At 69.5% G+C, this 24,397-nt stretch carries 20 protein-coding genes and 1 pseudogene; 8 read left to right on the top strand and 13 right to left on the bottom strand.

Annotated elements, in window-relative coordinates; translation table 11 throughout:
- The first annotated feature begins 85 nt into the window (after positions 1 to 85).
- Positions 86 to 385, top strand: a complete 300-nt coding sequence (locus tag ACTMTJ_RS21565) for a GIY-YIG nuclease family protein (RefSeq protein ID WP_441219729.1) — start codon at positions 86 to 88, stop codon at positions 383 to 385.
- 386 nt (positions 386 to 771) lie between these two features.
- A pseudogene (locus ACTMTJ_RS21570) lies at positions 772 to 885 on the top strand (transposase); the annotation flags it as partial.
- A 6-nt stretch (positions 886 to 891) separates the two neighbouring features.
- Here ACTMTJ_RS21570 and ACTMTJ_RS21575 read toward each other — a convergent pair.
- From ACTMTJ_RS21575 to ACTMTJ_RS21605, 7 genes are all read right to left on the bottom strand, one after another.
- Complete coding sequence (locus ACTMTJ_RS21575) at positions 892 to 1,146, bottom strand: transposase (RefSeq protein WP_441219291.1); 255 nt, start codon at positions 1,144 to 1,146, stop codon at positions 892 to 894.
- Positions 1,147 to 1,682: 536 nt separating this feature from the next.
- Entirely contained in the window at positions 1,683 to 4,379 is a 2,697-nt protein-coding gene (locus ACTMTJ_RS21580) for an RICIN domain-containing protein (RefSeq protein ID WP_441219293.1), read from the bottom strand.
- Between the two features lie 500 nt (positions 4,380 to 4,879).
- A complete protein-coding gene (locus ACTMTJ_RS21585; RefSeq protein WP_441219295.1) occupies positions 4,880 to 6,331 on the bottom strand; it encodes a leucine-rich repeat protein in 1,452 nt (483 codons plus the stop codon).
- Between the two features lie 295 nt (positions 6,332 to 6,626).
- Positions 6,627 to 7,529, bottom strand: a complete 903-nt coding sequence (locus tag ACTMTJ_RS21590; protein WP_441219297.1) for an expansin EXLX1 family cellulose-binding protein — start codon at positions 7,527 to 7,529, stop codon at positions 6,627 to 6,629.
- Positions 7,530 to 7,620: 91 nt separating this feature from the next.
- The gene (locus ACTMTJ_RS21595; protein ID WP_441219299.1) at positions 7,621 to 7,908 is read right to left on the bottom strand and encodes a hypothetical protein; all 288 of its coding nucleotides are present in this window, start codon (positions 7,906 to 7,908) and stop codon (positions 7,621 to 7,623) included.
- A gap of 490 nt (positions 7,909 to 8,398) precedes the next feature.
- The gene (locus ACTMTJ_RS21600) at positions 8,399 to 8,980 is read right to left on the bottom strand and encodes a SigE family RNA polymerase sigma factor (protein WP_441219730.1); all 582 of its coding nucleotides are present in this window, start codon (positions 8,978 to 8,980) and stop codon (positions 8,399 to 8,401) included.
- Positions 8,981 to 9,589: 609 nt separating this feature from the next.
- The gene (locus tag ACTMTJ_RS21605; RefSeq protein WP_441219301.1) at positions 9,590 to 11,059 is read right to left on the bottom strand and encodes a carboxypeptidase regulatory-like domain-containing protein; all 1,470 of its coding nucleotides are present in this window, start codon (positions 11,057 to 11,059) and stop codon (positions 9,590 to 9,592) included.
- A 276-nt stretch (positions 11,060 to 11,335) separates the two neighbouring features.
- Between ACTMTJ_RS21605 and ACTMTJ_RS21610 the strand changes: the two genes are divergently transcribed.
- Both ACTMTJ_RS21610 and ACTMTJ_RS21615 read left to right on the top strand, forming a co-directional pair.
- Positions 11,336 to 11,623, top strand: a complete 288-nt coding sequence (locus tag ACTMTJ_RS21610; RefSeq protein ID WP_441219303.1) for a hypothetical protein — start codon at positions 11,336 to 11,338, stop codon at positions 11,621 to 11,623.
- Between the two features lie 135 nt (positions 11,624 to 11,758).
- Positions 11,759 to 12,274 carry a hypothetical protein gene (locus tag ACTMTJ_RS21615; protein WP_441219305.1) on the top strand — a complete coding sequence of 172 codons (516 nt, stop codon included), beginning with the start codon at positions 11,759 to 11,761 and terminating at the stop codon, positions 12,272 to 12,274.
- A 530-nt stretch (positions 12,275 to 12,804) separates the two neighbouring features.
- Here the strand turns inward: ACTMTJ_RS21615 and ACTMTJ_RS21620 are convergent.
- Together ACTMTJ_RS21620 and ACTMTJ_RS21625 are read right to left on the bottom strand one after the other, a co-directional pair.
- Entirely contained in the window at positions 12,805 to 13,521 is a 717-nt protein-coding gene (locus ACTMTJ_RS21620) for a cation diffusion facilitator family transporter (RefSeq protein WP_441219306.1), read from the bottom strand.
- Positions 13,518 to 13,835, bottom strand: a complete 318-nt coding sequence (locus tag ACTMTJ_RS21625) for an ArsR/SmtB family transcription factor (protein ID WP_441219731.1) — start codon at positions 13,833 to 13,835, stop codon at positions 13,518 to 13,520. The genes ACTMTJ_RS21620 and ACTMTJ_RS21625 overlap by 4 nt, the downstream gene beginning before the upstream one ends.
- Positions 13,836 to 14,018: 183 nt before the next feature.
- Between ACTMTJ_RS21625 and ACTMTJ_RS21630 the strand changes: the two genes are divergently transcribed.
- From ACTMTJ_RS21630 to ACTMTJ_RS21640, 3 genes are read left to right on the top strand one after another with little or no spacing between them, the layout of a single operon-like run.
- The gene (locus ACTMTJ_RS21630; protein ID WP_441219308.1) at positions 14,019 to 14,354 is read left to right on the top strand and encodes a hypothetical protein; all 336 of its coding nucleotides are present in this window, start codon (positions 14,019 to 14,021) and stop codon (positions 14,352 to 14,354) included.
- On the top strand, positions 14,354 to 14,779 hold the full coding sequence (locus tag ACTMTJ_RS21635) for a MerR family transcriptional regulator (RefSeq protein ID WP_441219310.1): 426 nt from the start codon (positions 14,354 to 14,356) through the stop codon (positions 14,777 to 14,779). The genes ACTMTJ_RS21630 and ACTMTJ_RS21635 overlap by 1 nt, the downstream gene beginning before the upstream one ends.
- A complete protein-coding gene (locus ACTMTJ_RS21640; RefSeq protein WP_441219312.1) occupies positions 14,776 to 15,099 on the top strand; it encodes a hypothetical protein in 324 nt (107 codons plus the stop codon). Before ACTMTJ_RS21635 ends, ACTMTJ_RS21640 begins: the two co-directional genes overlap by 4 nt.
- Positions 15,100 to 15,249: 150 nt before the next feature.
- Here ACTMTJ_RS21640 and ACTMTJ_RS21645 read toward each other — a convergent pair whose 3' ends face one another.
- The gene (locus tag ACTMTJ_RS21645; protein WP_441219314.1) at positions 15,250 to 17,025 is read right to left on the bottom strand and encodes a gamma-glutamyltransferase family protein; all 1,776 of its coding nucleotides are present in this window, start codon (positions 17,023 to 17,025) and stop codon (positions 15,250 to 15,252) included.
- Between the two features lie 82 nt (positions 17,026 to 17,107).
- Here ACTMTJ_RS21645 and ACTMTJ_RS21650 point away from each other — a divergent pair, with 82 nt between their 5' ends.
- Positions 17,108 to 18,223 (top strand): hypothetical protein, encoded by a 1,116-nt coding sequence (locus ACTMTJ_RS21650; protein WP_441219316.1) that lies wholly within the window; start codon positions 17,108 to 17,110, stop codon positions 18,221 to 18,223.
- Positions 18,224 to 18,357: 134 nt separating this feature from the next.
- On the opposite strand, the gene ACTMTJ_RS21655 is transcribed toward ACTMTJ_RS21650, so the two are convergent.
- The 3 genes from ACTMTJ_RS21655 to ACTMTJ_RS21665 all read right to left on the bottom strand — a co-directional run bounded on the left by ACTMTJ_RS21655 (position 18,358) and on the right by ACTMTJ_RS21665 (position 24,370).
- The gene (locus tag ACTMTJ_RS21655) at positions 18,358 to 20,088 is read right to left on the bottom strand and encodes a carboxypeptidase regulatory-like domain-containing protein (RefSeq protein ID WP_441219318.1); all 1,731 of its coding nucleotides are present in this window, start codon (positions 20,086 to 20,088) and stop codon (positions 18,358 to 18,360) included.
- Positions 20,089 to 21,186: 1,098 nt separating this feature from the next.
- Positions 21,187 to 23,901 (bottom strand): hypothetical protein, encoded by a 2,715-nt coding sequence (locus ACTMTJ_RS21660; RefSeq protein WP_441219320.1) that lies wholly within the window; start codon positions 23,899 to 23,901, stop codon positions 21,187 to 21,189.
- 4 nt (positions 23,902 to 23,905) lie between these two features.
- Complete coding sequence (locus ACTMTJ_RS21665) at positions 23,906 to 24,370, bottom strand: hypothetical protein (RefSeq protein ID WP_441219321.1); 465 nt, start codon at positions 24,368 to 24,370, stop codon at positions 23,906 to 23,908.
- Positions 24,371 to 24,397 lie beyond the last annotated feature (27 nt).

The following is a 24,397-nucleotide window of genomic DNA, read 5'->3' on the forward strand; positions in this document are numbered from 1 at the left end:
CCTACTACGCTCAACACCAGCCTCGCGCGGTGGCTGGAGTCAACCACTGAAGTCTCCACAGAACCCGGGGCGGTTCAGCTCGACCCTGCGCCGTACCTTGGCCGGGCTTCTTGTGTCCGAGGGTTTTCGGACGACCTGGACCGATCGTGTTGTCCTGGTGGCTGAGGATGAGGCGCGGCTGACCGCGTGGATGTACGCGCACCTGCGCTTGACCTGGGCGGAGGACGCGGAGCCGGCAACCATCGAGGCCGAACTTGTCCGGCGTGTGCACCCGCCGCTCAACGTGCACGGTGTCGACCCCGAGCACGTCCAGGCGGCCGTGGTCGCCGCCAAGAACTCGTACAACTCCAGCAGCGACCCGGTCGAGCCCTTGCGAATGCCGTAACCTCGGTTGCCCGGTACGCGAACGGGTAGCCGATGCGCGCTCAGCCGCAATCCGCGCCCTGTTGGCCAAAGATCAGGCGCAGTGATCTGGCTCCCCTCTAGGTCAAGGGGTTGCGGCGAGGGATGTTTTAGGCTGGTGGGCAGCGGGTCCGGGTTGTGACTTGTCCGAAGAGTTGGCTGTTGGGATTGGGCTGGCCGCGGTGGATTGCAGAGTCGCTGCCTGGGGTCCTCCCGGGTCCGCCTCGCTGGTCTGGGTGCGTCGAGCGTCGAGGACCATTCGCTGGTAGACCACGTCGGACAGGTGGCGTTTGAGGGCGCGAAGGGCTTCCATCGTGGTCTTGCCTTCGGCGACGCGGCGGCGGTAGTAGGCGCGGCCGGGAGTGTCGTGCCGCTTTCGCCGCGCTCTGCGGCTTCAGCCCGATCGAGGCGTCCTCCGGCAAGACCATCCGCCACCGGCTGAACCGCGGCGGCGACCGACGAGCTAACAGCGCTCTAAACATAGGGGCGTCATCCCTGCTCCATCGCCAGCTCGGCGTTCTCCCGCCGCAACCGCGCCAGCTCGGCACGCTCGTCCTCACCGAGCCCGCCACCAGCGGCCGCCTCACCCCCCGCCCGCCGGTCCTGGTTGACCCAGTTGCCCAAGGTGCCCTCGTTGATCCCCAGGTCCCGAGCGACCTGCGCGATCGGCTTACCGGTCTCCCGCACGATCCGCACCGCACTCTCACGGAACTCCCGGTCGAACCGACGTCTCGTCTCAGCCATGAACCTCTATCCCTCAAGCTCTGGCCTCCACGCTATCGGGGGAAGATCAGACTTCGGCGATCTCGTCTTCGAGCTTCGGTCCGGGCGGTGGAAAGGTGTCCTCGATCATTGCGAGCGCGTCAGAGGTCGCGTTGCGCCAACCGTTCTCCGAAGTACTCTCGGTCGTCGTTCAATGTAGAGCGTAGAAAGCGAGGGGGAGCGGCCAAAGCGACGGCGGAGCTGTCCGAGGAGGCAGCCACAAGGATCGGCTACCTCACGCTGGCCGACGGGCGGCTCCAGCACACTGCGTTCCTACACCGAACATGTTGAGCGGCGGGGATTGGTGTCGCCTTCGAGGACCGTTGCTGGTTGTACTGGTGGGCAAACCTCAGAATGAGCAACCACCACGACAGCGTGCGGGGTCGCCTCGGGCATCGTCCAGACAGCCCCTCCAGGAGCTCGTGCAGGAGCTCGTGCAGGACGAGGCGAGCGAGGTCCCTGAGTCATGGCGGGGGCCGCAGGCTGTTGTGCCTGCGGCCCCCGCTCGGGGGTTGGGGTCAGGAGGGGTCGCCGTACTGGAGGCCGCGGCCGTTTGTGCCGACGTAGACGCGGCCGTAGGTGTCGGGGTCGCCGGTGATGACGCCGGCGCCGCTGATGCTGCCCCACTGGTGGGCGTCGTCGTTGACGCGGAGCCAGGTGGCGCCGTTGTCGGTGGAGCGGAAGACGCCGGTGGCGTCCTTGACGGTACCGATCAGGTACACGGCCTGGTAGGAGGCGCCCGGTGCGGCCTTGCCGAAGCCGAGGGCGGAGGCGGACTGCACCGTTGTGAGCGTGGTGAAGGTGCGGCCGCCGTCGGTGGAGTGCAGCAGCCCCTTGGCGCCGCCGGCGATCCACAGGTCTCCGGCGATGCCGGGCACGGCCGTGAGCCGGCCTGCGGGCAGGTTGGTGGCGCGGGCGGTGAAACTCGCGCCGCCGTCGGTGCTGGCGTACAGCGTGCCGCCGGCCAGTGAGTAGAAGGTGTTGGCCGCGGAGCGGTCGGCGACGACCACGGCGTCGGTGCCCAGGCCGCTGACCTTCGACCAGCTCGCTCCCTTGTCGGTCGAGCGGTACGGGGCCTGGCCGGCTTGGGTCCAGACGATGGTGGAGCCGTCCGCCGCGAGCGCGACGTGGCCGGTGTCGGCGCTGCCCACTGGCTCCGACTTGAAGCCGGTCCAGCTGGTGCCGCCGTCGGTGGAGTAGGCGCCGTCCTGCGCGCCGCCACGGCCGACGCGGACCATCACCGCGGGGTTGGACTGGGCGAAGTCGATGCTGGTGCTGTTGCCCATCACCGGGTTCTGCAGGTGTCGGGCGGGTACGTCGGACGGGGAGTCGTGGCGGAAACCGCCTTGGTCACCCATGGCGGTGATGACGGCGGCGCCGCCCGGAGGGGCGATCACGTCCAGCAGCGCGGTCTCTTCCAGCCCGCGGGCACCCACGGCCCAGTGGCTGGTACCGCCGCTGTCGTTGGCGGTGGCGTCCTTGCTGCGCCAGATGGTGTTGCCGGTGCCGTACAGCACGTGGCCGGAGTCGAAGGGATCGATGGCCAGGGCGGTCATCCAGTGCCCGGTGCCGGTGCCGACGTAAGGAGCGATGGAGGCGTCCCGCACCGATTTGGCGGCCAGTGCCTTCCAGGTCGTGCCGCCGTCGGTGGTCCGGTAGATCTCGTCCTCGGGCCACCAGCGGTCGAGGGTGGTGACCATGACCGTGGACGGCTTCTGCGGGTCGACGGCCAGACCGGAGAATCCGTAGCTGCCCTGGGACGGGGAGATGTCCTTCCACGCCCCGCCGGCCGGTGTGTACTTCCACACCGAGCCCGCCGTCACGTCGTTGGGTCCGACGTTGTTGGTGTACGTCAGGTACAGCGTGCCGTCGCCGGAGAGCACGCCGTGCTGCGGCATCTGGCCGGTGGGCTGCCCGGAGACGGCCTGCCAGGTGCTGCCGCCGTCGGTGGAGCGGTACAGGGAGGTGGATGTGTCGGCGACGCCGACGTAGATCGTCTCGCCTGCGGCCGGGCCGTACGTCACGAAGGAGATGCCCGCGCCGCTGCTCGCCCCGTTCTTGACGGGGAACGAGGAGACCTGGCTCCATGTCGCGCCGTGGTCGGTGCTGCGCCACAGGCCGTTCTTGCGGGTGCCCAATAGCAGGGTGTCGTGGTCTGCGGGGTTGACCGCCAGCCGTTCGCCCGCCCCGCGGCCGTCCTCGTTGGCGCCCAGTTTGAAGGGCAGATCGGTGCGCTGGAAGGTGCGGCCACGGTCGGTGGAGCGCAGGATCGCGCCGTTGCCCGCCCACTCGTTGGTGTATGTGCCCGCCCCGAGGTAGAGCCGGTTGGGGTCGACGGGGTCGGTGGCCAGCGAATCGATGCCCAGCAGGTTCCAGTCCTTCTCGCCGGCCCAGTCGGTCAGCGGGATCCACTGCTCGGCCGCGACGTCCCAACGGTAGGCGCCGCCCATGTCAGTACGCGCGTACAGCAGGCCCTTCTCCTTGGGGTTGAACACCAGCCCGGTGACGTAACCGCCGCCCACCACCTGGGCGTTCTTCCACACATACGGTCCGGTTGGGGTCTTGGGTTCCGTCGTGCCGGTCCCGGCCGTCGGGGCGGCGGTCGTCGGGGTCCCGGCCGTCGGTATCTGGGCCGCCGGGGCCTCGGCCAGTTTCACCAGCTTCCACTGCTGGTTGGTGCCGCCGTGGCCGGGCCACTGGATGACTGCGGCGCCGTCGGCCGTGGAGTTTCCGTGCACGTCCAGGACCTGGCCGCTCCTGCGGGATGTGAAGGTGACGGCGTCGGAACCGCGCACATCGTCGATCCGCCACTCCTGGGAGGTGGAGGCGCTGTCGGTCTGCTGCTCCGCGGCGGCCGCCTGGGCGGTCGAATCGCCCGCTATGCCGAGCACCTTGCCGCTGTTGCGGCTCACCAGCTCGAAGTAACCATTCCCGGTGGATCGCAGCTTCCACTGCTGGTTGGCGGTGTTCTGGTCGGTCCACTGCTGGATGTGGGCGCCGTCGGCGGTCGAGAAGGCGTTGACGTCCAGCGCCTTACCGCTGCGCAGGGAAACGAGCCGATAGTAGGCACCGCCGTCGACCGTCGCGGCCTGCGAGTCCACGTGAACGAACAGCAGGTACGGCACGAGAAGGGCGGACACGCCAAGCAGCAAGCCCATGGCGGTCCAGCGACGGCGGTAACGCCGGTGGCGTCCGCCGCTCGTGGGGTTCTTCATGAAGAGGTGTTCTCCTTATGCATGCCGTTCACCAGAGGAAAGCTGGATCCAGCACCGCAGTGGCCGGGTCCCACTCCTCTGTGGTTACCTGCCCCGCAAAGGTTGCCCCGAGCCGGGAACTTCTTGGTCACCTCGCTGTGCGGTAGGCGTTGATCACTCCCGGCCACCGCTGCGGCGAACTGGCCGCACCGTCCTACGCCGGCGCGACTTCGACTTGGCCGTGGCGGCGGCGACGTCGAACGCGCGATGAGACATCGCTGACCCGTACCGCGGGGTACCCGAGTCCACCCGGCGGCCGGCCACTGTCCCTGACAGCCCGGAGGCACGGGATCCGGGCCAACCCGCCGTCGACCTGGACAACTCCCGTTGCCATCCAACGGGAGTTGTCATGGACGCAAACCGGCTGCCAGTGGCCGGCATGACCAAACGCCTCGCCCGCTACCAAGCCCGCCGCCAACTTCCTACTCTGCCTCAGCCCTAACCCAGTTCCTCAAACGGTTCTAGTTTCGTGCCCGGATCGGTAGCGACGGGTTGCCGGCCGGGACGAAGCCGGCCCAGGCGGCGGCGGTGCCGGTGTGGTAGATCGTCGCTTGGTCGGTGCCGGCGAAGACGTCCGAGTCCTGCCGGGGTGGTTGGTCGCCGAGGTTTATCCGGGCGAGGGCCGGATTGCCAGCGAGGGCGCGCGGTCCGAGGTGGGTGATCTTCGGTAGGTGGACGGCACTGAGCTTCGGGTTGCTGGTGATCGAGTCGTGCCGGGCGGTGCTCAACCGCGGCGCGTACAGCCATCGGAGGTTGTCGAAGCGGATGATGGCGTTTTTGTCCAGCTCGGTCAGCGCGGGCAGCCGCAGGCCGGTCAGGGCCTGGTTGAGGTCGAAGCAGTTGATGCCCATGTACCGCAGGTTCGGCAGGTTGACCGACACGAGGGCGTGGCTGTCGTTGAGGGCGTTCCGGCCGATCCGTTCGAGCTGCGGGGCGTTGAGGTACCGCAGGCGCGACGCGTCGTCGAAGGCGAAGTCGGCGATCGTGGTGACCCGGGGCAGATTGACCTTTGTCAGGTACTGGTTGCGGCGGAACGCGTCGTGCGCGATCGCCCGCACACTCGGCAGGTACAGCACGCTCAACCGTGCGCGTGGCCCGTGACCGAACGCCATGACACCGATCGACCGGGCCGCGCGCAGGCTCATGTCCGTGAAGGTGTGGTTACTGAACGCCCCATCCGGCACCTCGATCAGGTCATCCAGGACCAGGTGTTTGACCCACGTGTCCCACCATCCGTTGAACCACAGATACGGGAAGGTGCCGCCGCGAGCGGTCTGACCGGCGCACGCCAGGCCGGAGGACGGCGTGCACTCGGTCCCACCCGCCAGTGTCCTGAGGTTGTAGACGTAGAGACGGGACAGGTTCGTCAGCCCCAGGTCGCGGTGCACGCCCTGCAACGCCCCCAGATCGGCGTCGCCAAGCGCCGTCCCGCCGGTCAGGTAGAGCGCGATTCCGGTCGCTGCGGCGAGGTTGGCCTTCCGCTCGGCCAGCCGCGCCTTGAGGGCTCCGGTGGTGACGTCGTACTGGAAGGCGAACGTGCCCGGCGCCAGGCGGTGGTCGCCCACCGTGGAGAAGCGATAGGTGTACGTCTCGGTCCGCCGCAGGTCCGCGTCGCGAGCGAAGACCGGGTCCCGACCCGGGTCGACGGTGATGTCCGCGATCACCGCGCCCGCGGCGTACGGGTTCCCGGCCGCCGTACCAGTCGTACGGCTGCTCGACGGCGACACGGACGCCGAAGGCGCCGGCACCGTGGCCGGCGACGAGGTCACCGGGGTTGCGGCCCCACCCGGCGGCACCCACGACCGCCCGGTGGTCACAGGATCGCGCGTTCCGTGCAGCGCCGCCGCGGCCGTCCCCGCCGCGCCCACCACGACCAGCACGAGCACGCCAGCCGCGATCTTGATCCACTTCATGCGTGTACTCCCGCCGCCGCCTTTGCCATGCCTTGGAGACCCGGCCGGGACCAACCGAATAACCGAGAACGCAGATCTGGTACGTCGACACAACGAACGAAGATCATTCCACCACCCCCGACTCGGCGGTCGCTTGGACTACGAGGATCACACCTACAGAGGACTCGGCGACGTGGCAGCACGCGGTCCCATTGGCTCGAAGGCCGGGGCACGCGGCAAGGGGTTGGTGGAGGACTTGCCCCGGCGCCAAGCCTCAACTTCGTGAAGTCGTCTCCACGATGTACCGCCGGCGTGGTCAGTGCTTGGCGAATTGGACCCGGGTCGGCTGCGCGACGTCCGGCTTCAGCGCGATCCCGTTGATGGTCAGCCGTTCTCCGTAGATGTCGGTGACCCTGATGGCGCCGCCGCACCCGCTGCCGTTGGCGGAGAGGAAGTGGTTGTAGTCGGTGCGGGGCAGCCGTTGCCAGCCGGTGCTGGTGCGGACCTCCAGTCGCGCTATCGGATTGCGGTGGCCGATCGCCTGGATGCCGCACCACCATTGGCTGGACCCGGTTTTGTATCGGATCGAGATCGTGTTGGAGATGCTGGGGCTGAGCAGTTTCCACGTGATCGGTACCTCGCCGCGCTTGGGGTCGGCCAGCTTGGCGAAGGCTTGAGGGCTGAGGTCGATCTGCCCGGGTGCGCAGGGCAATGGGCACAGGTTGGTGATCCGGACCGTGACCGAGGCGCCGTTGGCCGCGCGGACCAGCACGTACGCCCCACACGCCTTGGACGCCTCGTAGTCGGTCTGGTTCATCGCCCCGATCATGAGGTCACCGGCTGGGCCGAACAGGCAGGCGCCGTCGCCGTCCCCAGCGTCGTAGAAGGTAGCTTTTCCGCGGTACGTGACGTTAGGCCGGATCCGTCCCGCCAACGGTGCCGCGGCGGACGCCGTCCGCGGGCCGCTCTTCTTCGGCGATGGCGACGCTTTGATGCTCGGAGAGGTCGACGGCCGCGCCGTTGCGCTGCTCGCACCAGAGGCCGCGGTGGCGGTCCCCACCCCCGGCGGGACGGTCGCCTGGGTGCTGGCGGCGGCTGTGGCCGCGATAGGCCCGGCGGGAGATGGTTCGCCGCACCCAGCGCCGGCCGCCAGTATGGCCGCGGATACGGCGCTCGCGAACGCGAGGCGCGACCTGCGGCGCGGGTGCACAGGGGTCATGTCGGTGCTCTCCTTCAACCATTCCAATCGACCCGAACGATCTTCAGTGGTCCGGCAGACCGGAAAGGTTGCTCGACCGCCCCGAGAAAATTCAGAAGCCGCCCTCCACCTCTACCCGAGTACCGTCCGCGGTCGCGGTCGCCTGGTAGCTGTCCTGGCTCGGGTTCCTGCCGCCCACAGCGTGCCCGTACTGCACCGCGAAGACGTGCTCGGCCGACGGGAGGCGCGCTCCCGGCTTCAGCGTGAAGGTGTAGACCAACGCGTCGGGCTGCTGCTCGACGGTGGTCACCAGATCCTGGACCGGCACGGTGCTCCAGGCTCCGGTGCTGGACAGGTCCGGCGTGCGGGCGATCCGGACACGAACCTGCAGCGCCGTCACGGTCTGGCTGTTTCTGAGCGTCACGTTGCTCTGCGCCCAGTTGTCGATGCTATGCGGGTCGACGGCACCGCTCGACGACAGAAAGCCCTGGTGCGAACTGGTCTTTTCCGGAGAGGCCGCCGGTGAACGGGACGTATGGGCAGCGGACGGCGGGCGGATCGTATCCTGTCGGTTCGGTGCCAGTCCCGGAGCGGCGTTTGAGGCGAGGGTCGGGCCGGGACGCGCCGTTGCGGACGCTGCCTGGACCGGCTTCCGCGTCCCACCGTCGGACAGAGCGGCCCATGTGACAGCTACGCTGAGCCCGAGTACCGCGGCCACGGCCGCGGCCATCACGGCGGCACGCCCGACGGTACCTCGACGGCTGCGGCGGTACGACAGGCCCGGACCAGTCGCCTGGCCGCGTCGGATCCGGGCCAAGATGGCCGCGCGGTCCGGCTGGTGAGCCGCCGCGGCAGCGCGAAGTGCGGAGCGGGCTCGATCCGACGACATATCAGGTCCCCTCTCCGGACGGGCCGGGCAGACCCTGGGCACGCGAGACGGGAGCCAGCCACCGTCTCCGGATGGTCGCCGGTACTGGCTTGTCACCAAGCAACGCGGTCAACTGGGCCATCCCACGCGACGTCTGGCTCTTCACGGTGCCCACCGAGACGCCGAGGGTACGCGCCGTCTCCTGCTCTGACAGATCGAACACATGCCGCAGCACCACGCATGCCCGGCGCCGGTACGGCAGCCGGCGAAGCGCCTCCCGCACGTCGAGGACCACAGGCACGTCCACGTCCTGGGCGAACGTCCGCTCCGGCCGTAGCAACCCCAGGCCAAGCAGACCGCGCCGCTCCCGGCCCAATTTACGGATCCTGTTGCGGGCCAGGTTGGCAAGCACACCGCGGGCGTACGCGATCGGACTCTCGGCCGCAGCCACCCGCTCCCAATGTCGCCACACCTCCAGCAGTGCGTCCGCGGCGAGGTCATCGGCCACCTCCGCCTCGCCGGTGATCAGGTAGGCCAGGCGGGCCAATTCGGCGTGATGAGCCTCAAAGAACGAGTGGAAGGCGTCGTCACGCGATGTCGCCATGACCGCCTCCACCTCCTGGACCGTCTGCCGGCCACGGCCGCCGCGGCCGGCCCACGGGAGGGTACCAACACCACCCGCGATGCCACCGCGGCAGCAAACGAGGCTGCGCACCGGAGGCGGCTCACCGCCAGGGCGCTGTGTGCCACACTGCCAGACCGGCCGGTGGCGCACGGCAACCACGTCGTGACCGGGGACGACCGTAGCGCCCTACAGGTCCCCTGCCCATACCTGTCCGCACCTTTTGGGCGTACGCCGCTCGGGCGTACGGCATCGGTGATCCGAGCCCGATCATGACCGGCCTGCACCCCATGGTGCACGCGTACGCGGTCAGCGGCACCCCCTGACCAGGCCGCCCCGCCGGAGGCGCCCCCGCGCTGGCCGCCGCCATTGTGGATAGACCGGCAACTGGAGATCTGGTGGTTGCGTCGTTCGGGTTTGGGGTTGTCTCGCGGGCCTGGCGGCGGAGGTCGGGGATCACGGCGAGCGCAGCGAGCCGCCTATCTCCGCGGTGCCCGCCGGCATACGGTCTGCAACTGCCGCGGATCGGGGAAAATCTGCATTAAGAAACCCATGACCTCGATGCTGAAAGATCTCTAAAGGAGGTCGTGGCTAGAGCCGCGCGGTTAGCGCCGTCAGTTGGCCGGTGGCGACCCGCACGTCCGGGTGCACCGCCGCGGGGTGGACGTCGTCGGAGACCGTCACCTCGTACGCGCCGGCGCTCAGCGCGAGCTCCGCCGTACCGTCCTGCGTGCACGCGCGCAGGTACACGTACCGGGCCCATGCCGTGGCGCAGAAGGTGGTGAGCGCCGCGCCGCTGCCGCGGTCAACCGCGCGCACCGCGAGCGATCCGGTCGGGAGCAGCACCTCGTCGAGGAAGGTGGTGCCGCCGGCGGCGACGGTCACCGGATCGGCCGTCTCCGGGGTGCTCCTGCCGGTCGCCCACTGCGCCTGGCCGCCGGACGAGTACCGCACCGCGTAGGTGCCGGGCCACACCATCTTGAACCACGTGCCGTCGGCCGCCGTGGTGGCCTGGAACGTCCGGCCGCGCGCGGTGTCGTAGACGACGACGCCGCTGGCGACCGGTGGCTGGCCGGCTGCGTCGGTGAGCCGGCCGCGGACCATGCCGGTCGGCAGCTGCCGCTCCTCGAGCGTGACCGTCTGGCCGGCGGCGACCTGCACCGGTTGGGTCGCGGCCTCCGACTCGGCGCCACCGAGCCACTGGTCCAGGCCGGTGCCAGAGCGCACGACGAACTTCAGCTTGTACGAGCCCGGGTACGGCTTCAGCCGGAACACGCCCTCGGCGTCGGTCCAGTTGGAGACCGACTCGGCGGTGGTGGCTTGGGATGTCGCGTAGACGACGACGTTGGCGACCGGCACGCCGTCGCGGGTGAACCGGCCGGTGATGGTACCGGTGGGGAAGAGCTGGTCGTCCACTGTGGTGTGCTGGCCGGGGGTGATGGTGAACGGGTCGGCCTGCGTGTAGCTGCGGTGGCGGTACGCCCACTGGAGCGTTCCCCCGCGCTCGGCCGGGGCGACGGCGATCCGGTGCTGGCCGCTCGGCGGGTACCGGAACAGGTAGCCTCCGTTGGCGTCGGCCAGCACGGTGGCGAGCGGCCCGCCGGCGGTGATCCGGTGCAGCTCGACGCGGGCGCCGGCCGCGGGCGCGCCGGTGTCGGTGGTGATCCGCCCGCCGATGGTGCCGTGCGGCATCACCGCCTCGCCGATCACCGTCTCCGCGCCGGCCGTGACGGTGAACGTCCGCGCCTCGCCCAGGTCGACCACCCCGGGATGGAACTGGTTCAGCCCGCCGGGGAACTTGAAGCGCATGGTGTACTCGCGGGGCTGCACCTCGGGGATGCGGAAGGCGCCGGCCGCGTCGGTGCGGGTCTGCTTGACGAGGGCACCGTACGGCATGATCAAGAGTTCCACGGTCACGTCGGGCACGGGGGTCGCCCCGTCGGCGAGCGTGCCGGCCACGGTGCCGGTCGTGGGCGGGTCCGCGCGGGCGGCGGCGGCCGGAGCGAGGGTGAGGACGAGAGCGGCGGCGAGGATCCGGGCAATCCGGCGGCGGGTACTCATAGAACCACCATAGATGTGCATCTATCAATATCGGGAGTGCCCCCTCGGGCTAGGCGATAGCGGGGCGCCCTGTGGGCCGGGGAACCGGGCGGAGCCGTTTTCGGTGGCGGGTGTCCCGGCCGGCCGGCGGATGCTGATGGTTCTGGACAACGCGGCGTCGGCGGAGCGGGTCCGGCTGCTGGTTCCGGGTAGCGGCGCCCGCCTGATGCTGGTCACCAGCCGAGACCGCCTTGACCGCGGGTCGCCATGCAGGCCGTCCGCCGCCTCCGTCTGGGCGTGCTCGCCGCCGCCGACGCGATCACGCTGCTGGCCCGGATCGTCGGCCGGGACCTGGTGCGGGCCGAGCCGCAGGCCACGGCGGAGCTGGGCCGGCTGTGCGGGTTCCTGCCGCTGGCATTGCGGATCGCCGCCGCTCACCTGGCCGGCAACGCGGACACCATCGCCGTCCGTGACCCTTTTGCCAGGGATTTCCATGGCGTGGCCGGGGGCTGTGCACCTTCTCGGGGTACCGCACAATCACGCCATGGTGTGGTGGCGGACGTCGTGCCCCGTGCGGTCGGTTGAGCGGAGTTGGATCGAACAGTCGATGGACTGGCTCGTGGCGGAGTTCGGCGAGGAGCGTCTGCTCGGTGAGGTCGTGCTTCCCACCGATGACTACTTCCCCGGCGCCTACAGGGCAGTCGCGACGATGTGCGGGCCGTGCTCGAACGGTTGTGCAAGCACATGGACATCGATCCGGCCCGGGTGGAGCTGGAGCACGACGCCGCCGCCGAGGATCCGGGGCTGTCCGCGCATATACAAATCCACACCGCGTCGGCCGGTGCGGCCGGACACCACCGGCTCCGCGAGGGGCGGTCAGTGATCGGGATCCGCGACGACCAAGCCCAGCAGCCCGTGGCTCTCGTGGCGACCGTCGCGCACGAACTGGGCCACGTCCTGCTGCTGGGTGACGGCCGAATATTGCGCGAGCGGGAGGATCACGAGCCGCTGACCGACCTGTTGACCGTCTTCTTCGGACTTGCCATCTTCACCGCCAACGCCGCGTTCGAGTTCGGCCGGGAGAACCGGGGCGAGGACACCTACACAACACGTTCTCGGCTCGGCTACCTGACCGAACCGATCTACGGGTACGGGCTGGCCCGGTACGCGTGGCTACGCGGCGAAGCCGACCCCGCTTGGGCCAAATACGTCGACACCAACCCACGGCGTACCTAAAGCGCGGCCTTCGCCACCTCACCCAATAGAAATGTTGCGCCGTGCCGCTTCCTTGATCCTTACCCTCGAAATCTGGCCCCGATCGCCGTGTCAGATCGGAATGGGCGCTGACGATCAAAGTACTCACCCGGCGTACTCATTTAGCCGCGATCCGCGCGGGGTTTCGCCGAGATCGGGGTGCACGGGTGGCCGCCGCTGGCGCGAGTTGGGGGAGCCATGCCGATCCAGGGCGGTGGCATGGCTGGAGTTCTTGGGGGATGGGCAGGCCGCCGCGATGTCGCGTCCGCCTACGAAGGGCGACGCGGATGCTTCCGCCACTTCCAGCGTTCGTCTCGTGCCCAGGGCTCTTTCGTTGCGTACCGCGGTACCGCGACAAACGAGGTCTAATGTGGAATCCCTAACCCCGGGATGTCAGGACGTGGACCGTTGTCGCACCGGCGCGACCGCTACATCTGGCCCCTGAACTGGGCAAACGCGGTTCTTATTCTGACAAGTCAGGTCCACCACAGTTGTAAGGTCGCGTCGAGCAATCACGTGCGGCTTTCCTCGTCGCTGGTGCAGCAGGCGTCCGTGCAGCCACGGTCCGGCGCTTCTGTCTGGGCCGCGGCGGGGAGGGCGCAGTCGTCGCACTGTTCGCCCCGCCATGCCTCGATGCCCTCCCGGACGGCGACGGCGGCGATGACCAGGCCGGCGATGGGGTCGGCCCACGCCCAGCCGAGCAGCGCGTTGAGTCCGAGGCCGATGAGCAGGATCGCGGACAGGTAGGTGCACAGCAGCGTCTGGGTGGAGTCCGCTACGACGGTGGCCGAGCCGAGTTCGCGGCCGGTGCGCCGTTTGGCCCAGACGAGCAGCGGCATCACGACGACGGAAACGGCGGCGATGCCGATGCCCACTGTGGAGGGTGCGGCCTCTCCTTGGCCGAGCAGGGATCGGACCGCGTCCACGCCGATCCAGGCGGCGAGGGCGAAGAACGACACCGCGATCAACCGCAAGGCGAGGCGTTCGCGGGCCTCGGGCACCCGTGAGCGGAACTGCCAGATCACCACGAGCGCGGAGGAGACCTCGATGAAGGAGTCCAGGCCGAATCCGATCAGTGCGGTCGAGGAGGCGGCGGCGCCGGCCGCGATCGCCACGATGCCTTCGAGCATGTTGTAGCCGGCGGTGGCGTAGGCCAGGTGCAAGCTGCGCCGGTGGAGCTGGCCGCGCCGCCGAGCGGTCAGGACGGTGGTGGGGGCGGTGGCGCTCATCCGGCCACCGCCTCGCCGTAGGTGGGGCAAAGCGCGACCGCCGAACCGGTGGCGGTGAGCACGGCCTCGGCCGCCTGGAGGAGGTCCATCAGCTCGGGGCGGGTTAGCGCGTAGAACGACTGTCGGCCCTCGGCCCGGTAGTCGACCAGGCCGCAGTCGCGAAGGCACGCCAGGTGCTTGGACACCGTCGACTGGGCCATGCCCAGCTCACCGGTCAGATCGACCACGCGCGCCTCCCCCCGGGACAGGCGTTGCACGATCCGCAGCCGGGTCTCGTCCGCCAGCGATCGGAACAGAGCCACGGCCGGCGTCATCCCCGCCGCGATGTTCGCGGTCACGCACTCTCCACTATTCATCGCCACGGCGTGATGATAGCCGGTCTACACGATGATCGGTCTCGAGGTGATCGGAGGGTTGCATCCGGTACCCAGGTACAGGCTTATCGTCGATGGGACGGCGCCGCGCCGGGCGCTGACCAGCGGGTTCAGGGGTGGGTCATGTCATTTCAGGTGCCGGATGCGTGCACGCTGCCGGCGGCCGGGCGGCCGCTTCGGCTGGCGGCGTTCGACGAGCTGTTCGTGACCGCGGTGCGGCGGGTCGAGCCGGTCACGGCCGAGCACGTCCGGATGTGGCTGAGCGGACCGGCGGGACTGGTGAAGGCGGTGCGGGATCTGACCGCGCGGGAGGCACAGTGCTGCTCGTTCTTCACGTTCACCGTCACGCCGGAGCCCGCCGATGTGGGTGAGGCGTTGCGGCTGGACATAGCCGTACCGGCGCGATACACCGGTGTGCTCGAATCGCTGGGCCAGCGCGCCGCGGCGAAGGCCTCCTGATGGCAGGCCTGCGCACCGGGGAGGTCGCCGAGCAGGCCGGCGTCAACATCCAGACGCTGCGGTACTACGAACGCCGAGGCCTGCTGGCCGCACCGGCCCGGACCGCCGGCGGCCACCGCGTGTACCCGGACGACACGGTGGCACTGCTGGCGGTGATCAAGACCGCGCAGCGTCTCGGCTTCACCCTTGACGAGGTCGCCGAGCTGCTGGAGACCAGCCGCCGGCGGCATCCGACCCCGGATCTGCGGCAGCGCGCGACGCGGAAGCTTACCGAGATCGACGCGAAGATCGCCGACCTGACCGCCATGCGCGACACGCTGGCCCGGGTCGTCGCCGCCCGCTGCGACAGCCTTACCAACTGCACCTGCGCCGACTGCCCGATCCCGTTCGTCGACATCAGCCACCTCAAGGGAGCCAGCTCGTGAGCCGACCCACCGCCCAGCCCGTCGACGTCGTCCGCCGGCACGCCCCGCCGTTGACGGTGGACAACGCGCCGCCGACCCGTAGCAAGGTCACAGGTGCCTTGGCCGCCCTGGCCTGCGCGGCGTGCTGCGCGCTGCCCGTGCTCGTCGCCGCCGGGGTGCTGACCGGCGCCGGGGCCGCGCTCGCGCGGAACATGCTGGTCGCGGTAGCGGCCGTCTTGGGTACCGCCGCACTGGGCATGTGGTGGCTGCACCGCCGCCGCGGTGCACGAGCCGCCGCCGCGGCGCGCGGCGGCTGCGCCGACGGCAGCTGCGACTGCTGACCCGGGCACCCGCGTGCGGGCATACCGCCATGACGATCATCCGGTCCCATCGGCCTGTTCAGGGCAACGCGCGTGGCCGGTGCGGCACGAGTTTGGTGGTTCGGGCGGCGTAGACATCACAAGATCTGTACACGGAGCCCGTACCGCGGGTCAGCGGGGGCGGACCACGGCGGCTGCTCCGCCGCCGCGGCGGGTGGGTTCGGCTGAAGCGATGAGACGGCCGTGTGGGGTGAACTCGATCGCGGTGGCCGCGCCGAGTTCGGCGACGTCGGGGGCGAACGTGTGGCCCAGCGGTGTGAGCGACGGGCCGTACGTGGTCCGGAAGGCGGGCTCGGCCTGGACGCCCGCGGAGTTGCGCTGGGAGGCGCGCGGCGCCGACATCGCCTCGGGCAGCGACATGCCGAGGACCACGCGGTTGAGCAGCACCTGGAGCACGGTGGTGATGATCGTGGCGCCGCCTGGCGAGCCGAGGGCGAGGAACGGCTTGCCGTGCTTGAGCACGATCGTCGGCGACATCGAGCTGCGTGGCCGCTTGCCTGGGCCGGGAAGGTTGGGGTCGGGCGCCGCGCCTTGCGTTCCGGTGAAGTTGAAGTCGGTCAGCTCGTTGTTGAGCAGGAAGCCGCGGCCGGGGACGACCATCGCGTTGCCGCCGGTCTGCTCGATGGTCAGCGTGTACTCGACGACGTTGCCCCACCGGTCGGCCACCGTCAGGTTGGTGGTGCTCTTGCCTTGGTCGCTGTGGCCGCCGACCGTCGACGGGGTGCAGCCGGTCGCGTCGATGTCGCCCGGCGGCACCGGCTTGACCAGCGCCCGCGCCGGGGAGATCTGGCAGGCCCGCTGCGCGGCCCACGAGTCGGAGATCAGCCTGCGGAGCACGGGCCGCGGCGTGTCGGCTCCCACGTACCGGTTGCGGTCGGCGAAGGCCAGCGCCGTGGCTTCGAGGTACCAGTGCAGCGCCTGGGTGACGTCCTCTCGCGACAGCCCTGCCCGCTCGATGATGTTCAGCGCCTCGCCGACCGCCGTGCCGCCGCTGGACGGCGTGGACATGCCGTAGACCGTCAGGTCGCGGAAGCCGGACCTCGTCGGTGCGGGGAAGTTCACGCGGTACCCGGCCAGGTCCTCGAGGGTGAGCCGGCCCGGCCGGATCGGGTACGGCCAGGTGTCGGTCGGGGTGGCGGAGACCGGTGGTTGCCGCACGGTGCGCACGATGTCGCGGGCGATCGGGCCGCGGTAGAAGACGCCGGCTCCCTCGCGAGCGATCAGGCGGTAGGTGTCTGCCAGGTCGGGGTTGCGCAGGACGGTGCCGACCGCGGGTGGCTCCCCGCCCGGCAGGTAGAGCTCGGTGGTCGCGTCGAACTGCCCGAACGCCGTGGCGTTGTCGGCGACCTGCTGGCGGAAGGTCGCGTCGACCAGGAAGCCCTGGTCGGCGACCGCGGCGGCCGGCCGCAGCAGGCTGCCCAGCGGCCGGGTGCCCCACCGTTGGGCTGCGGCCTGCCAGGTGGCGAGCGTGCCGGGCACACCCGTGGACAGGCCGCTGACGCGGGCCTCGGCGAAGTCGTACGGCCGGCCGTCGGCGGGATCGATGAAGTATGTCGGTGTCATGCTCGCCGGGCCGGTCTCGCGCCCGTCGATGGTCGAGACCGTACGCCGCTTGGCGTCGTAGTAGACGAAGAAACCGCCACCGCCGACGCCCGCCGAGAACGGCTCGGTAACGCCGAGGGTGGCCGCGGCGGCGATGGCGGCGTCGACCGCGTTGCCGCCGCGGCGCAGCACTTCGAGCCCCACAGCGGTCGCGGTCGCGTCGACCGTGGAAATCGCGCCGCCGTATCCGGACGCGGTCGGGCCGAGCGGCGGAGCGGCCGTCGCCGGCGCCGAGACGGACAGGGACGCCAGGGAAAGCGCGGCAAGAGCCGACACGAGCCGCATCGAGCTTCCGAAGTAGAGAGATGACAAGATCGATCACCTGTCCCAGCTCGTGTGGCCATTCAAGAACGACGATAGCGGACCCGTGGCCTTCCACGCCGCCTTGGCACAGGTTGTGCTGGTCGACGGACAGCTGCGCGCGAAGGCCGGCCCGGATACCTGCGCCGCATATCCACCAGCTCTGGGAATGCAGGTTCTGTGCAGGATCGGTGACGGCCGGCAACAAGACTGGGCCGACCGACGGCTCGGATCTTCAGGAACGGAGCAGGACATGCCGACTTCGTCAGGCCGGCCTACCCGCTGGCGCAAGCTGGTAACGGTACTGGTGGCCATCAACGCGATCGCCGCGGCGGGCGTGGTCGCGGCCGCCTCGCCGGCTTCAGCGATCGAGGGACTGCGATTCATCCCCGCGTCCAGCAACAGCGACTCCAGCACGCTCAAGACCCTGCGCATCAACTGCCCCACGGGGGCCCGTGGCTTGGGCGGGGACATGTCGATAACCGGTAGCACACAAGTCCGCATCCACCGCATCAGGCCGTTCAACACCGGCGTCGAATTCGCCGCGACGGAACCGGAAGAAGGAGTTCCAGGCGACTGGTCGTTTACCGCGAAGGCGATCTGTGCGCCGGCCGCGTCCCTGCCGGGTTTGCAGATCATCACCGATGTCGTACGCGCCGATGTGCTTGCCCGCGGCGAGCCCGTTATCGTCAACGCGGTGGCGCGGTGCCCTGGCCGGACCGGCGCCATCGGCATGGGCGCCGAGGCGCGCGGGCTGGACACCGCCACGGACACCGACCCGACGTCGAAGATCCATCTTACGAAGATCGACACCCTCGGTCCGCCGGGAGAGGCCGGCGACTATGGCAGCGGCACGGCCGTCGGCGCTGGCTTCGAGGGCTTCGTCCAGGTGACCGCGACAGCGATCTGCGTCAGCTTCGATCAGGTACCAAGTCTTACCTGGAACCGCGACGAGACGGCCAGAAATAGCACCGGCGACAAGCAGATAAGCACCACCTGCCCGCAGGGCACCACGGTGCACGGCGGGGGCTTCGCCACCAACTGGACCACAGTCGAGCGAACCGGTGCGCACCTGGGCGCCACCCAGCTCAGAGTCGACACCGACGTCCTGGCCACCGTCCGGGAGAGCACCGCGGGAACCCCGAACGCCTGGAGTTTGTTCGCCGTCGCCATCTGCGCCTGACCCGGCCAAGCGACATCGCATGCGTCGACAGCGGCCGCGACCCCGGCGCCGTCCGGGTCCGGCTGACCGGTGGCAAGCGGACCGCGGCGTTCCTCCCCCGACGCGCGGTGGGAGGAACGCCGTCGGTGCGCGGGTTATCCGGAACAGTCGACCAGGTCGATGCCGGTGGTCGCGGCGCCCGATTGGGCGTGGACCGGGTTGGCGTTTCGTTCGTCGCGGTTTGCGTCGTACCAGCAGGTCAGTTCGCTCACGAAGTACTCGATCGTGACGTCCTGCGTGGCCAGGCCGCGCAGGACGTACCCGCCGGTCTGGAAGTCGGAGCTGCTCGTCGGTGATGCGGCGAGGTCGTCCGTTCGCACGTTGCGGGCGATGATGCCGTGGGCGAACGCCGTCTCGCCGGTCGACGTCAACGCGCGCCCGGTGATCGTGCCGCCCGGCACCATCGGGATGTCCGCTGTGGTGGTCTGGCCGGGCCGCACCGGGATGTACCTGGCGGCGAAGCGGTCGGACGCTCCGCCGGACCAGAGCCACGCGTACTGTGGCCGGAATACCGCGATGTGCAACACCGGCCACGCGTACGGCCCGAGCCCGTTGACGGTGTATGTGCCCGTCGAGTTGGAGCAGTGCGGCCCCACCTGCCGGTCGAGTGCGATCGTCGACGAGAGCGCGAAGGGGAACGCGCACACGCCTCCCAACGGAGCGCCCGTCACGCTGTCCCGGGCCACGCCGGTGATCGAGCCCGGCGGGTCGACGCGCAGCGCGGGAATCGTGATGGCCTTGTCGTTCTCGGCGGTGAAGAAAACGGCCTTGCGCTGGTCGCCGGTCCCTCCCCGGGCACCGACCCACTGAGCGCCGTACCGGTCCTGCGGATGCAGGGCGAAGAGTTGCGTCCGCACGGTGCCGTCGAGCGGACCGATGACGAGTCGACCATCTTCGGTGCTGCAACCCTTGCTGAACAACGCGGGGCTCAGGTTCGGCTCGCCGAACTGGACGCACACACCCGCGGCGGGCCTGCCGGTCGCGGACTCCTTGACGGTGGTGACGAACGCGGTCGCCCGCTCGACCTCGATGGTGATGCGCTGGGTCCGGCCCGGCTCGACGGTCAGCGCCGCGGTGGCTGGCCAGTGCGTGCCCTCGGGCTGCGCGCTGACCTCGTAGTCACCGGCCGGCACACCGCTGACGGTGAAGACGCCGTTGACGTTTTCGCACGACTCACCGCCGGGCCGATCGCTGACCCGAACGCAACCCCGCGTGATGCGCTTGCCGTTCTTCTCGTCGACCATGACGACCTCGACGGTGCTCAACGGCAGCATGGTGTCGTCGACCACCCGCACCTCGCCGGCGACGAGATCGAAGACCGTCGCGTCTTCGAACACCTTCGTGGCAAAGGCCCACTGGGAGCCCAGGTTGTTCGTGATGGTGAAGACCGTGTACTGCCCCGGCGCCAGGTCGACGATCGCGTAGGCGCCGTCGGCATCGGTGGTGGCGGACGTCTGGCTACCGTTCGCGACGCTGGTCGCCGTCACCGACGCGTTCTCGACGGGAGCGCCGTCGGATCGGACGATGCGGCCGGCGATGTCGGCGAAGCCGTCGAACAGGATGACGATGTTCGACGATCCGCTTTCGGTCACCTCCAACCGGGTCGCCCGCTCGAAGGTGCTGCTCCGGAAGAGCCACTGCTCCGGAAAGCCGGTCGCCCGCACGCGTACCTTGTACGTTCCGGGAGTGACGGGGATCGTGAACTGCCCGTTTTCGTCGAGGCAGTCCGTCGCCACCTCGACCGGCGTGTCCGCCTGAAACACCGTGACGCAGCCGTCGGTGACCGTGCCGCCGGTGGTGTTCGAAGAAACATGGCCTGTGATCACTGTCGGATCGTCGGCGTGCGCCGGCGCCTGTGCGAGCGCCGTCACGGTGACAGCTGTGGTGATTGTTGCCATGACACGCAAAACCGTACGAGTCATTGGCACTCCTTCCCCGTTTCAGGTGTGCGATGTCGCGGAGACCGGACACGACAAATCCGGTCGACGGGCTGCATGCTGTCAGATCTCCCGCCGAGTTGCTGTCGCGCAAACGACCACCCGACCCATCTGCCCCCGAACGCCCAAGATCAGGTCTTTGCTTCGACGCTGGCCACCCCACTAGGGACCTTTCAGGCTCAGGGGTCCGCGAGCTGTCCACAATGCACGGTCAAATCCGAGGCAGAATTTTTCCCAGGTCCGTGTCAGCGGTAGACCGTATGCTCCCGCGGGCACCGCTCCCGGCCGGCGGCTCGCGGGGCGAGCCGAAATCCCCGGCCGTCCACTGCCAGCTGCGCGGGGCAAGCCCCTACCTACGACATCCGGACGCGGCGTCATCGGCGTCGGGGTCGGACGTGGTTCACGCCCGCTGTGGCGGTTACTGGCGGTGGTGGCGCCTCTGTCGGGTCTGGTGCCGGTCGCTTCGGCAATGGACATTGTGGACAAAGGAGCCGTGTGTCCCTGGCGGTGAGCGTGACCGGCGGCGGAAGGGTGGGTCCGCGGCGGCAGCGGCATGGGCCGCGACGGCATCGAGCTTTCGAGACCGCGGCGTCCCTTTCCTCTAGTCGGCGGCGATAGCGTTGAGCGGCTTTCGTTGCCGCCATTAGCCATCGAGACGGCGTCCGCGGCGCGAGCTTCGAGATCTAGAACGTTTAGGGCGCTATATCAGCCCTAACCGTTCTAGATCCGGAAGCGCCTTTTCAGGCCGGTGACGCCGTGTAACCAAGCGGCGGACCGACCCCTGCGGGCACCCCGTCCGGCAAGGTCCGGCCCCCGGTGGGCTTGCGGCACGGGCCTGGCAGCGCGGGTCGGGGATCTCGGCGAGCGCCAGCTCGCCGCCGACCCGCGCGTACTCCGGCGGGAGCGGCGGTCCGCGGCTGACACGGACCCGGGCAAACTCAAGCTTGAGGCACACCACCGCGGCGCCACCCTGATCCCGAAAGATCTCTAGTCGACACGGCCCAGTTGCCGGAGAGCTTCAGACAGATAGTGGAGGGCAAGCATGAAGTCCTCGGCGTCGGCTTGGGTGTCCAGGGCGACAGCCTGCCGAAACCGGCTGACGGCTTCTTCGGCTGTCGCGATCGTCTCGATGTGACGGTGATGCGCCGTGTGAAGGGAGGTCAGGTCGGTCGGGGCCAATGCCTGCGCCGCCGTGGGATCGATGCTCGGGTCGAGGCGGGCGAGCCGGCGAGCTACCGTGATCGCCTCTTCTGCCGTGTCGGCGGCTTCGGCGTGACGTTGGGTTTGGGCGAAGCAGATCCCGAGATAGCAGAGCGCGGCGGCCAGGTCGGCGCCGAAGGCGGCGGGGTCTATTTCGGCCAGGTCCCGATAGATGGCCGCTGTTTCCGCCGCCACCGCGATCCCCTCGTCACCGCGGCCGAGACGCATGAGGGCTCGGGCCTGGTTGCCGAGCGATATGGCGAGGTCGGCGTAGTGTATCGCCGGTCCACTGCGTACCAGCCCGCGGCGGATCGACACCGCCTCTTCAATCGCCTTGAGGGCATCCTTGTCACGTCCGGCTTGAGACAGGCTGTTGCCGAGGGTGACCAACGCCGAGCCGAGCTCCGGCAAGCCCCACGTCGGACCCATGACGTTCATGCGGCGGAGGAGACGGACGGCTTCTTTGGCAGCGGTCAGGCTCGCGTCGACCTGCCCGGCCGCCAGTAAGCACAGGCTGAGGTTGTTCAGCACCAACGCGAGGGGCGGGGGAGGATCGGCGGGTTGGGGAGTGAACGATGACTTTCCCCTGCGGATCTTGCTGCGGCGTCGCTCGTTGTACCTCGTGAAAATCGATGGTCGGCGCTCGTTGGCGGCGAGAGTCCGGCACAGGTCTACGGCCTCCTGAGCGTTGGCAATCGCCTCGTCGTGCCGCCCGGCCTGGGAAAGCCGGTAGCTGGCGACGGTTAACGCCCCGGCGAGATCGTACGGGTCGATCTCGCGGTTGGTGGCCGTCTCCCGGAGCAGGGCCAGCGACTTCTCCGTCGCGGCGAGGGCTTCTGCCCGGCGGCCGGCGTGCTCCAACCGGTCGGCGTAGCCGCGATAGATGTCAGCGCGGGCCCGGCCATCGGACGTGGTGGCAAGCCGGTGCGCCGTCAACCTGTCCGCGATGGCCGCGGCGCCGCCGTCCATGTCGATGACCTGGACTTGGGGCATGTGCCTGTCGAAGGACTCGAAGACGTCCATGTCGATGTCGTCTATGCGAGCCAACGCGTGCATCGCCGCTCCGCCGGCCGCGACCAGCAGCCTCGGGCGCTGGCGCAGCAATGGATAGAGGTGGTCGGTGCCGACGTGCGGCCAGCGCGCGGCGGCGGCGGCGAGGAAGTTGATGGCCCGCGGGATCCAGAGATCGGTTTCGTCGGGAAAACACTCGGCGGCTGACAAGTTGGGGATCAAGCTGTTTTCGCCCTGCAACAGCGTGGGCACCGCCGACGATGCCCACGGCTGTTGCGGGTAGTCGGCATGGTGACCCGGCAGGGTCAGTGCGAGGAAGTCTTCGGCGAGCCGATCCGGATAGAGAGGCTCCAGCGCGGCGTTGGCGTCCGCCGGTGGGTAGCACAGGGCGTGGTCGGTGAGTATGACTTCGGGCGGTATCGCCGGGCTGAGCCGGTTTAGGGCGACCGCCGCAGCGTCTTGCGTCTGCATGCCGGTGAGAGCTGCCACGAAGACGGCCTGGTTCATCACCTCAGGTGGCGTAGCCAGGCGCTCGCCCGCTCCGCCGAGCTCGTGCGTGCCGTCGCCCGCCAACAGCGCCCAATGCAACTGCTCGCGGTCGAGCAGGTACACGGTCGCCCCGGCCATGTCGGCCGGCGGTCTGCGGCCCTCGACGTGTGCGTCGACCGCGACGAGCGCGGCTATGTGCAACGCGAGGGTGAGGCCCATGTCTGGGTCGTCGAGCGACCCTGGTGGGCCGATGCCTTGGGGGTCGGCCACGTCGTAGCGGGCGGCGAAGGCGTCGCGGGCCCTCGCGAACATGGATCGGCGGTCGTCGCCCTCGGCGCCGAGCGACCGCAGTAGCTGGCTCGAGGTGTCGGCCTGGTGGTTGGCCAGTGTGGAGCGCACTCTTGGCCAGACGCTGTCGCTGCGGGCAAGCAGCAGGATCCTCGTCGGCAACTCGTGGTGGAGGAGCTTGTTGCTCATCAACCAGGTGAGATGCGACAGCGGCCAGCGGTCCGCGTAGTCGACGATCAGCAGCACGCCGGCGTGGCCGTCGAGCCTGAGATCCTGCTGCGGGGGCACTCCCGCCAGCACCGTGCCAGGGCCATGTGTGGCAACCACGACCTTCCACCCGGCCGCGATGCGATCCTCGGCGAACGCCGCCGCGAGTCGGGTCTTGCCCTGGCCTCCCGGGCCGTGCAGCCAGCGCGCCGCCAACCTGTGGTCTTGCACCGCCCACCGCTTGAGGTCGTCGAGCTCCGCCGAGCGGCCGGTGAACTCGACGACCTCGTGACGGGCGTTGAGCATCCGGCTGGGCAACTGGCGAAGCCACCGCGCGTCGGTTGCCGGCGCGGACCGGTAGAGGGTGAGTAGATACACCGGCAGGCCGTCACCGAAGACGTGGATATCCGCGTCGCCGACGATGCCGTACGCGTTACCGGCGACCGCGGAGACGTTTTGTTCGATGTACCCCGGTTGGCGCTCGCCGCCGGAAGGGTCGCCGACCACGGACTCAGGCCGGTGGGCGAGCGGGCGGGTCGCCAGCGTGGGCGCCGTGATGGATGATGCTGCCGCTGCCGATGATGCCGGCCGCCATCGATCCGGGCCCGACCGCGATGTTGTTTTGGACAACGGTGTCGGCCCATTGCCGCTGCTCGGCTGGAAGCGCCCGCTGGATCTCGTCGACGAGCGCGTTGAGCTCCACAGCCGCGTTCGCGTCGTCGGCCAGCAGCCGCTCGATCTTGCGCCGCCACACCGGCACCAACTCGGCGCGGACTTGCGCGACCTCGCCCGCTCCCGCGCCGCTCACCAAATCCGCTTCGTCATCGAGCTGCGCTTCGACCGCCTCCGTCTTCGGCGGGCTGCCCCGTCCGAGTAGGCGGGCCACCCCCGCACGGGCGGCCTCCCAGGCGGTGGTGGCCATCGCGGCAACGACCGTCGTCGCCGCGGTCGACGCCAATGCGGTCAATTCGACCATTGTCGCTCCACTGAGGTCGTTGGTGGG

It is taken from the genome of Phytohabitans sp. LJ34, from assembly GCF_052068095.1.
In the GTDB taxonomy this organism is placed as follows: Bacteria; Actinomycetota; Actinomycetes; order Mycobacteriales; family Micromonosporaceae; genus Phytohabitans.

What these genes read in the sequence shown, in the direction of transcription:
- ACTMTJ_RS21575 (WP_441219291.1), bottom strand. Translation starts at nt 1,146, where the DNA reads ATGGCTGAGACGAGACGTCGGTTCGACCGGGAGTTCCGTGAGAGTGCG.
- ACTMTJ_RS21580 (WP_441219293.1), bottom strand. Translation starts at nt 4,379, where the DNA reads ATGAAGAACCCCACGAGCGGCGGACGCCACCGGCGTTACCGCCGTCGC.
- ACTMTJ_RS21585 (WP_441219295.1), bottom strand. Translation starts at nt 6,331, where the DNA reads ATGAAGTGGATCAAGATCGCGGCTGGCGTGCTCGTGCTGGTCGTGGTG.
- ACTMTJ_RS21590 (WP_441219297.1), bottom strand. Translation starts at nt 7,529, where the DNA reads ATGACCCCTGTGCACCCGCGCCGCAGGTCGCGCCTCGCGTTCGCGAGC.
- ACTMTJ_RS21600 (WP_441219730.1), bottom strand. Translation starts at nt 8,980, where the DNA reads ATGGCGACATCGCGTGACGACGCCTTCCACTCGTTCTTTGAGGCTCAT.
- ACTMTJ_RS21605 (WP_441219301.1), bottom strand. Translation starts at nt 11,059, where the DNA reads ATGAGTACCCGCCGCCGGATTGCCCGGATCCTCGCCGCCGCTCTCGTC.
- ACTMTJ_RS21620 (WP_441219306.1), bottom strand. Translation starts at nt 13,521, where the DNA reads ATGAGCGCCACCGCCCCCACCACCGTCCTGACCGCTCGGCGGCGCGGC.
- ACTMTJ_RS21625 (WP_441219731.1), bottom strand. Translation starts at nt 13,835, where the DNA reads ATGACGCCGGCCGTGGCTCTGTTCCGATCGCTGGCGGACGAGACCCGG.
- ACTMTJ_RS21630 (WP_441219308.1), top strand. Translation starts at nt 14,019, where the DNA reads ATGTCATTTCAGGTGCCGGATGCGTGCACGCTGCCGGCGGCCGGGCGG.
- ACTMTJ_RS21635 (WP_441219310.1), top strand. Translation starts at nt 14,354, where the DNA reads ATGGCAGGCCTGCGCACCGGGGAGGTCGCCGAGCAGGCCGGCGTCAAC.
- ACTMTJ_RS21645 (WP_441219314.1), bottom strand. Translation starts at nt 17,025, where the DNA reads ATGCGGCTCGTGTCGGCTCTTGCCGCGCTTTCCCTGGCGTCCCTGTCC.
- ACTMTJ_RS21665 (WP_441219321.1), bottom strand. Translation starts at nt 24,370, where the DNA reads ATGGTCGAATTGACCGCATTGGCGTCGACCGCGGCGACGACGGTCGTT.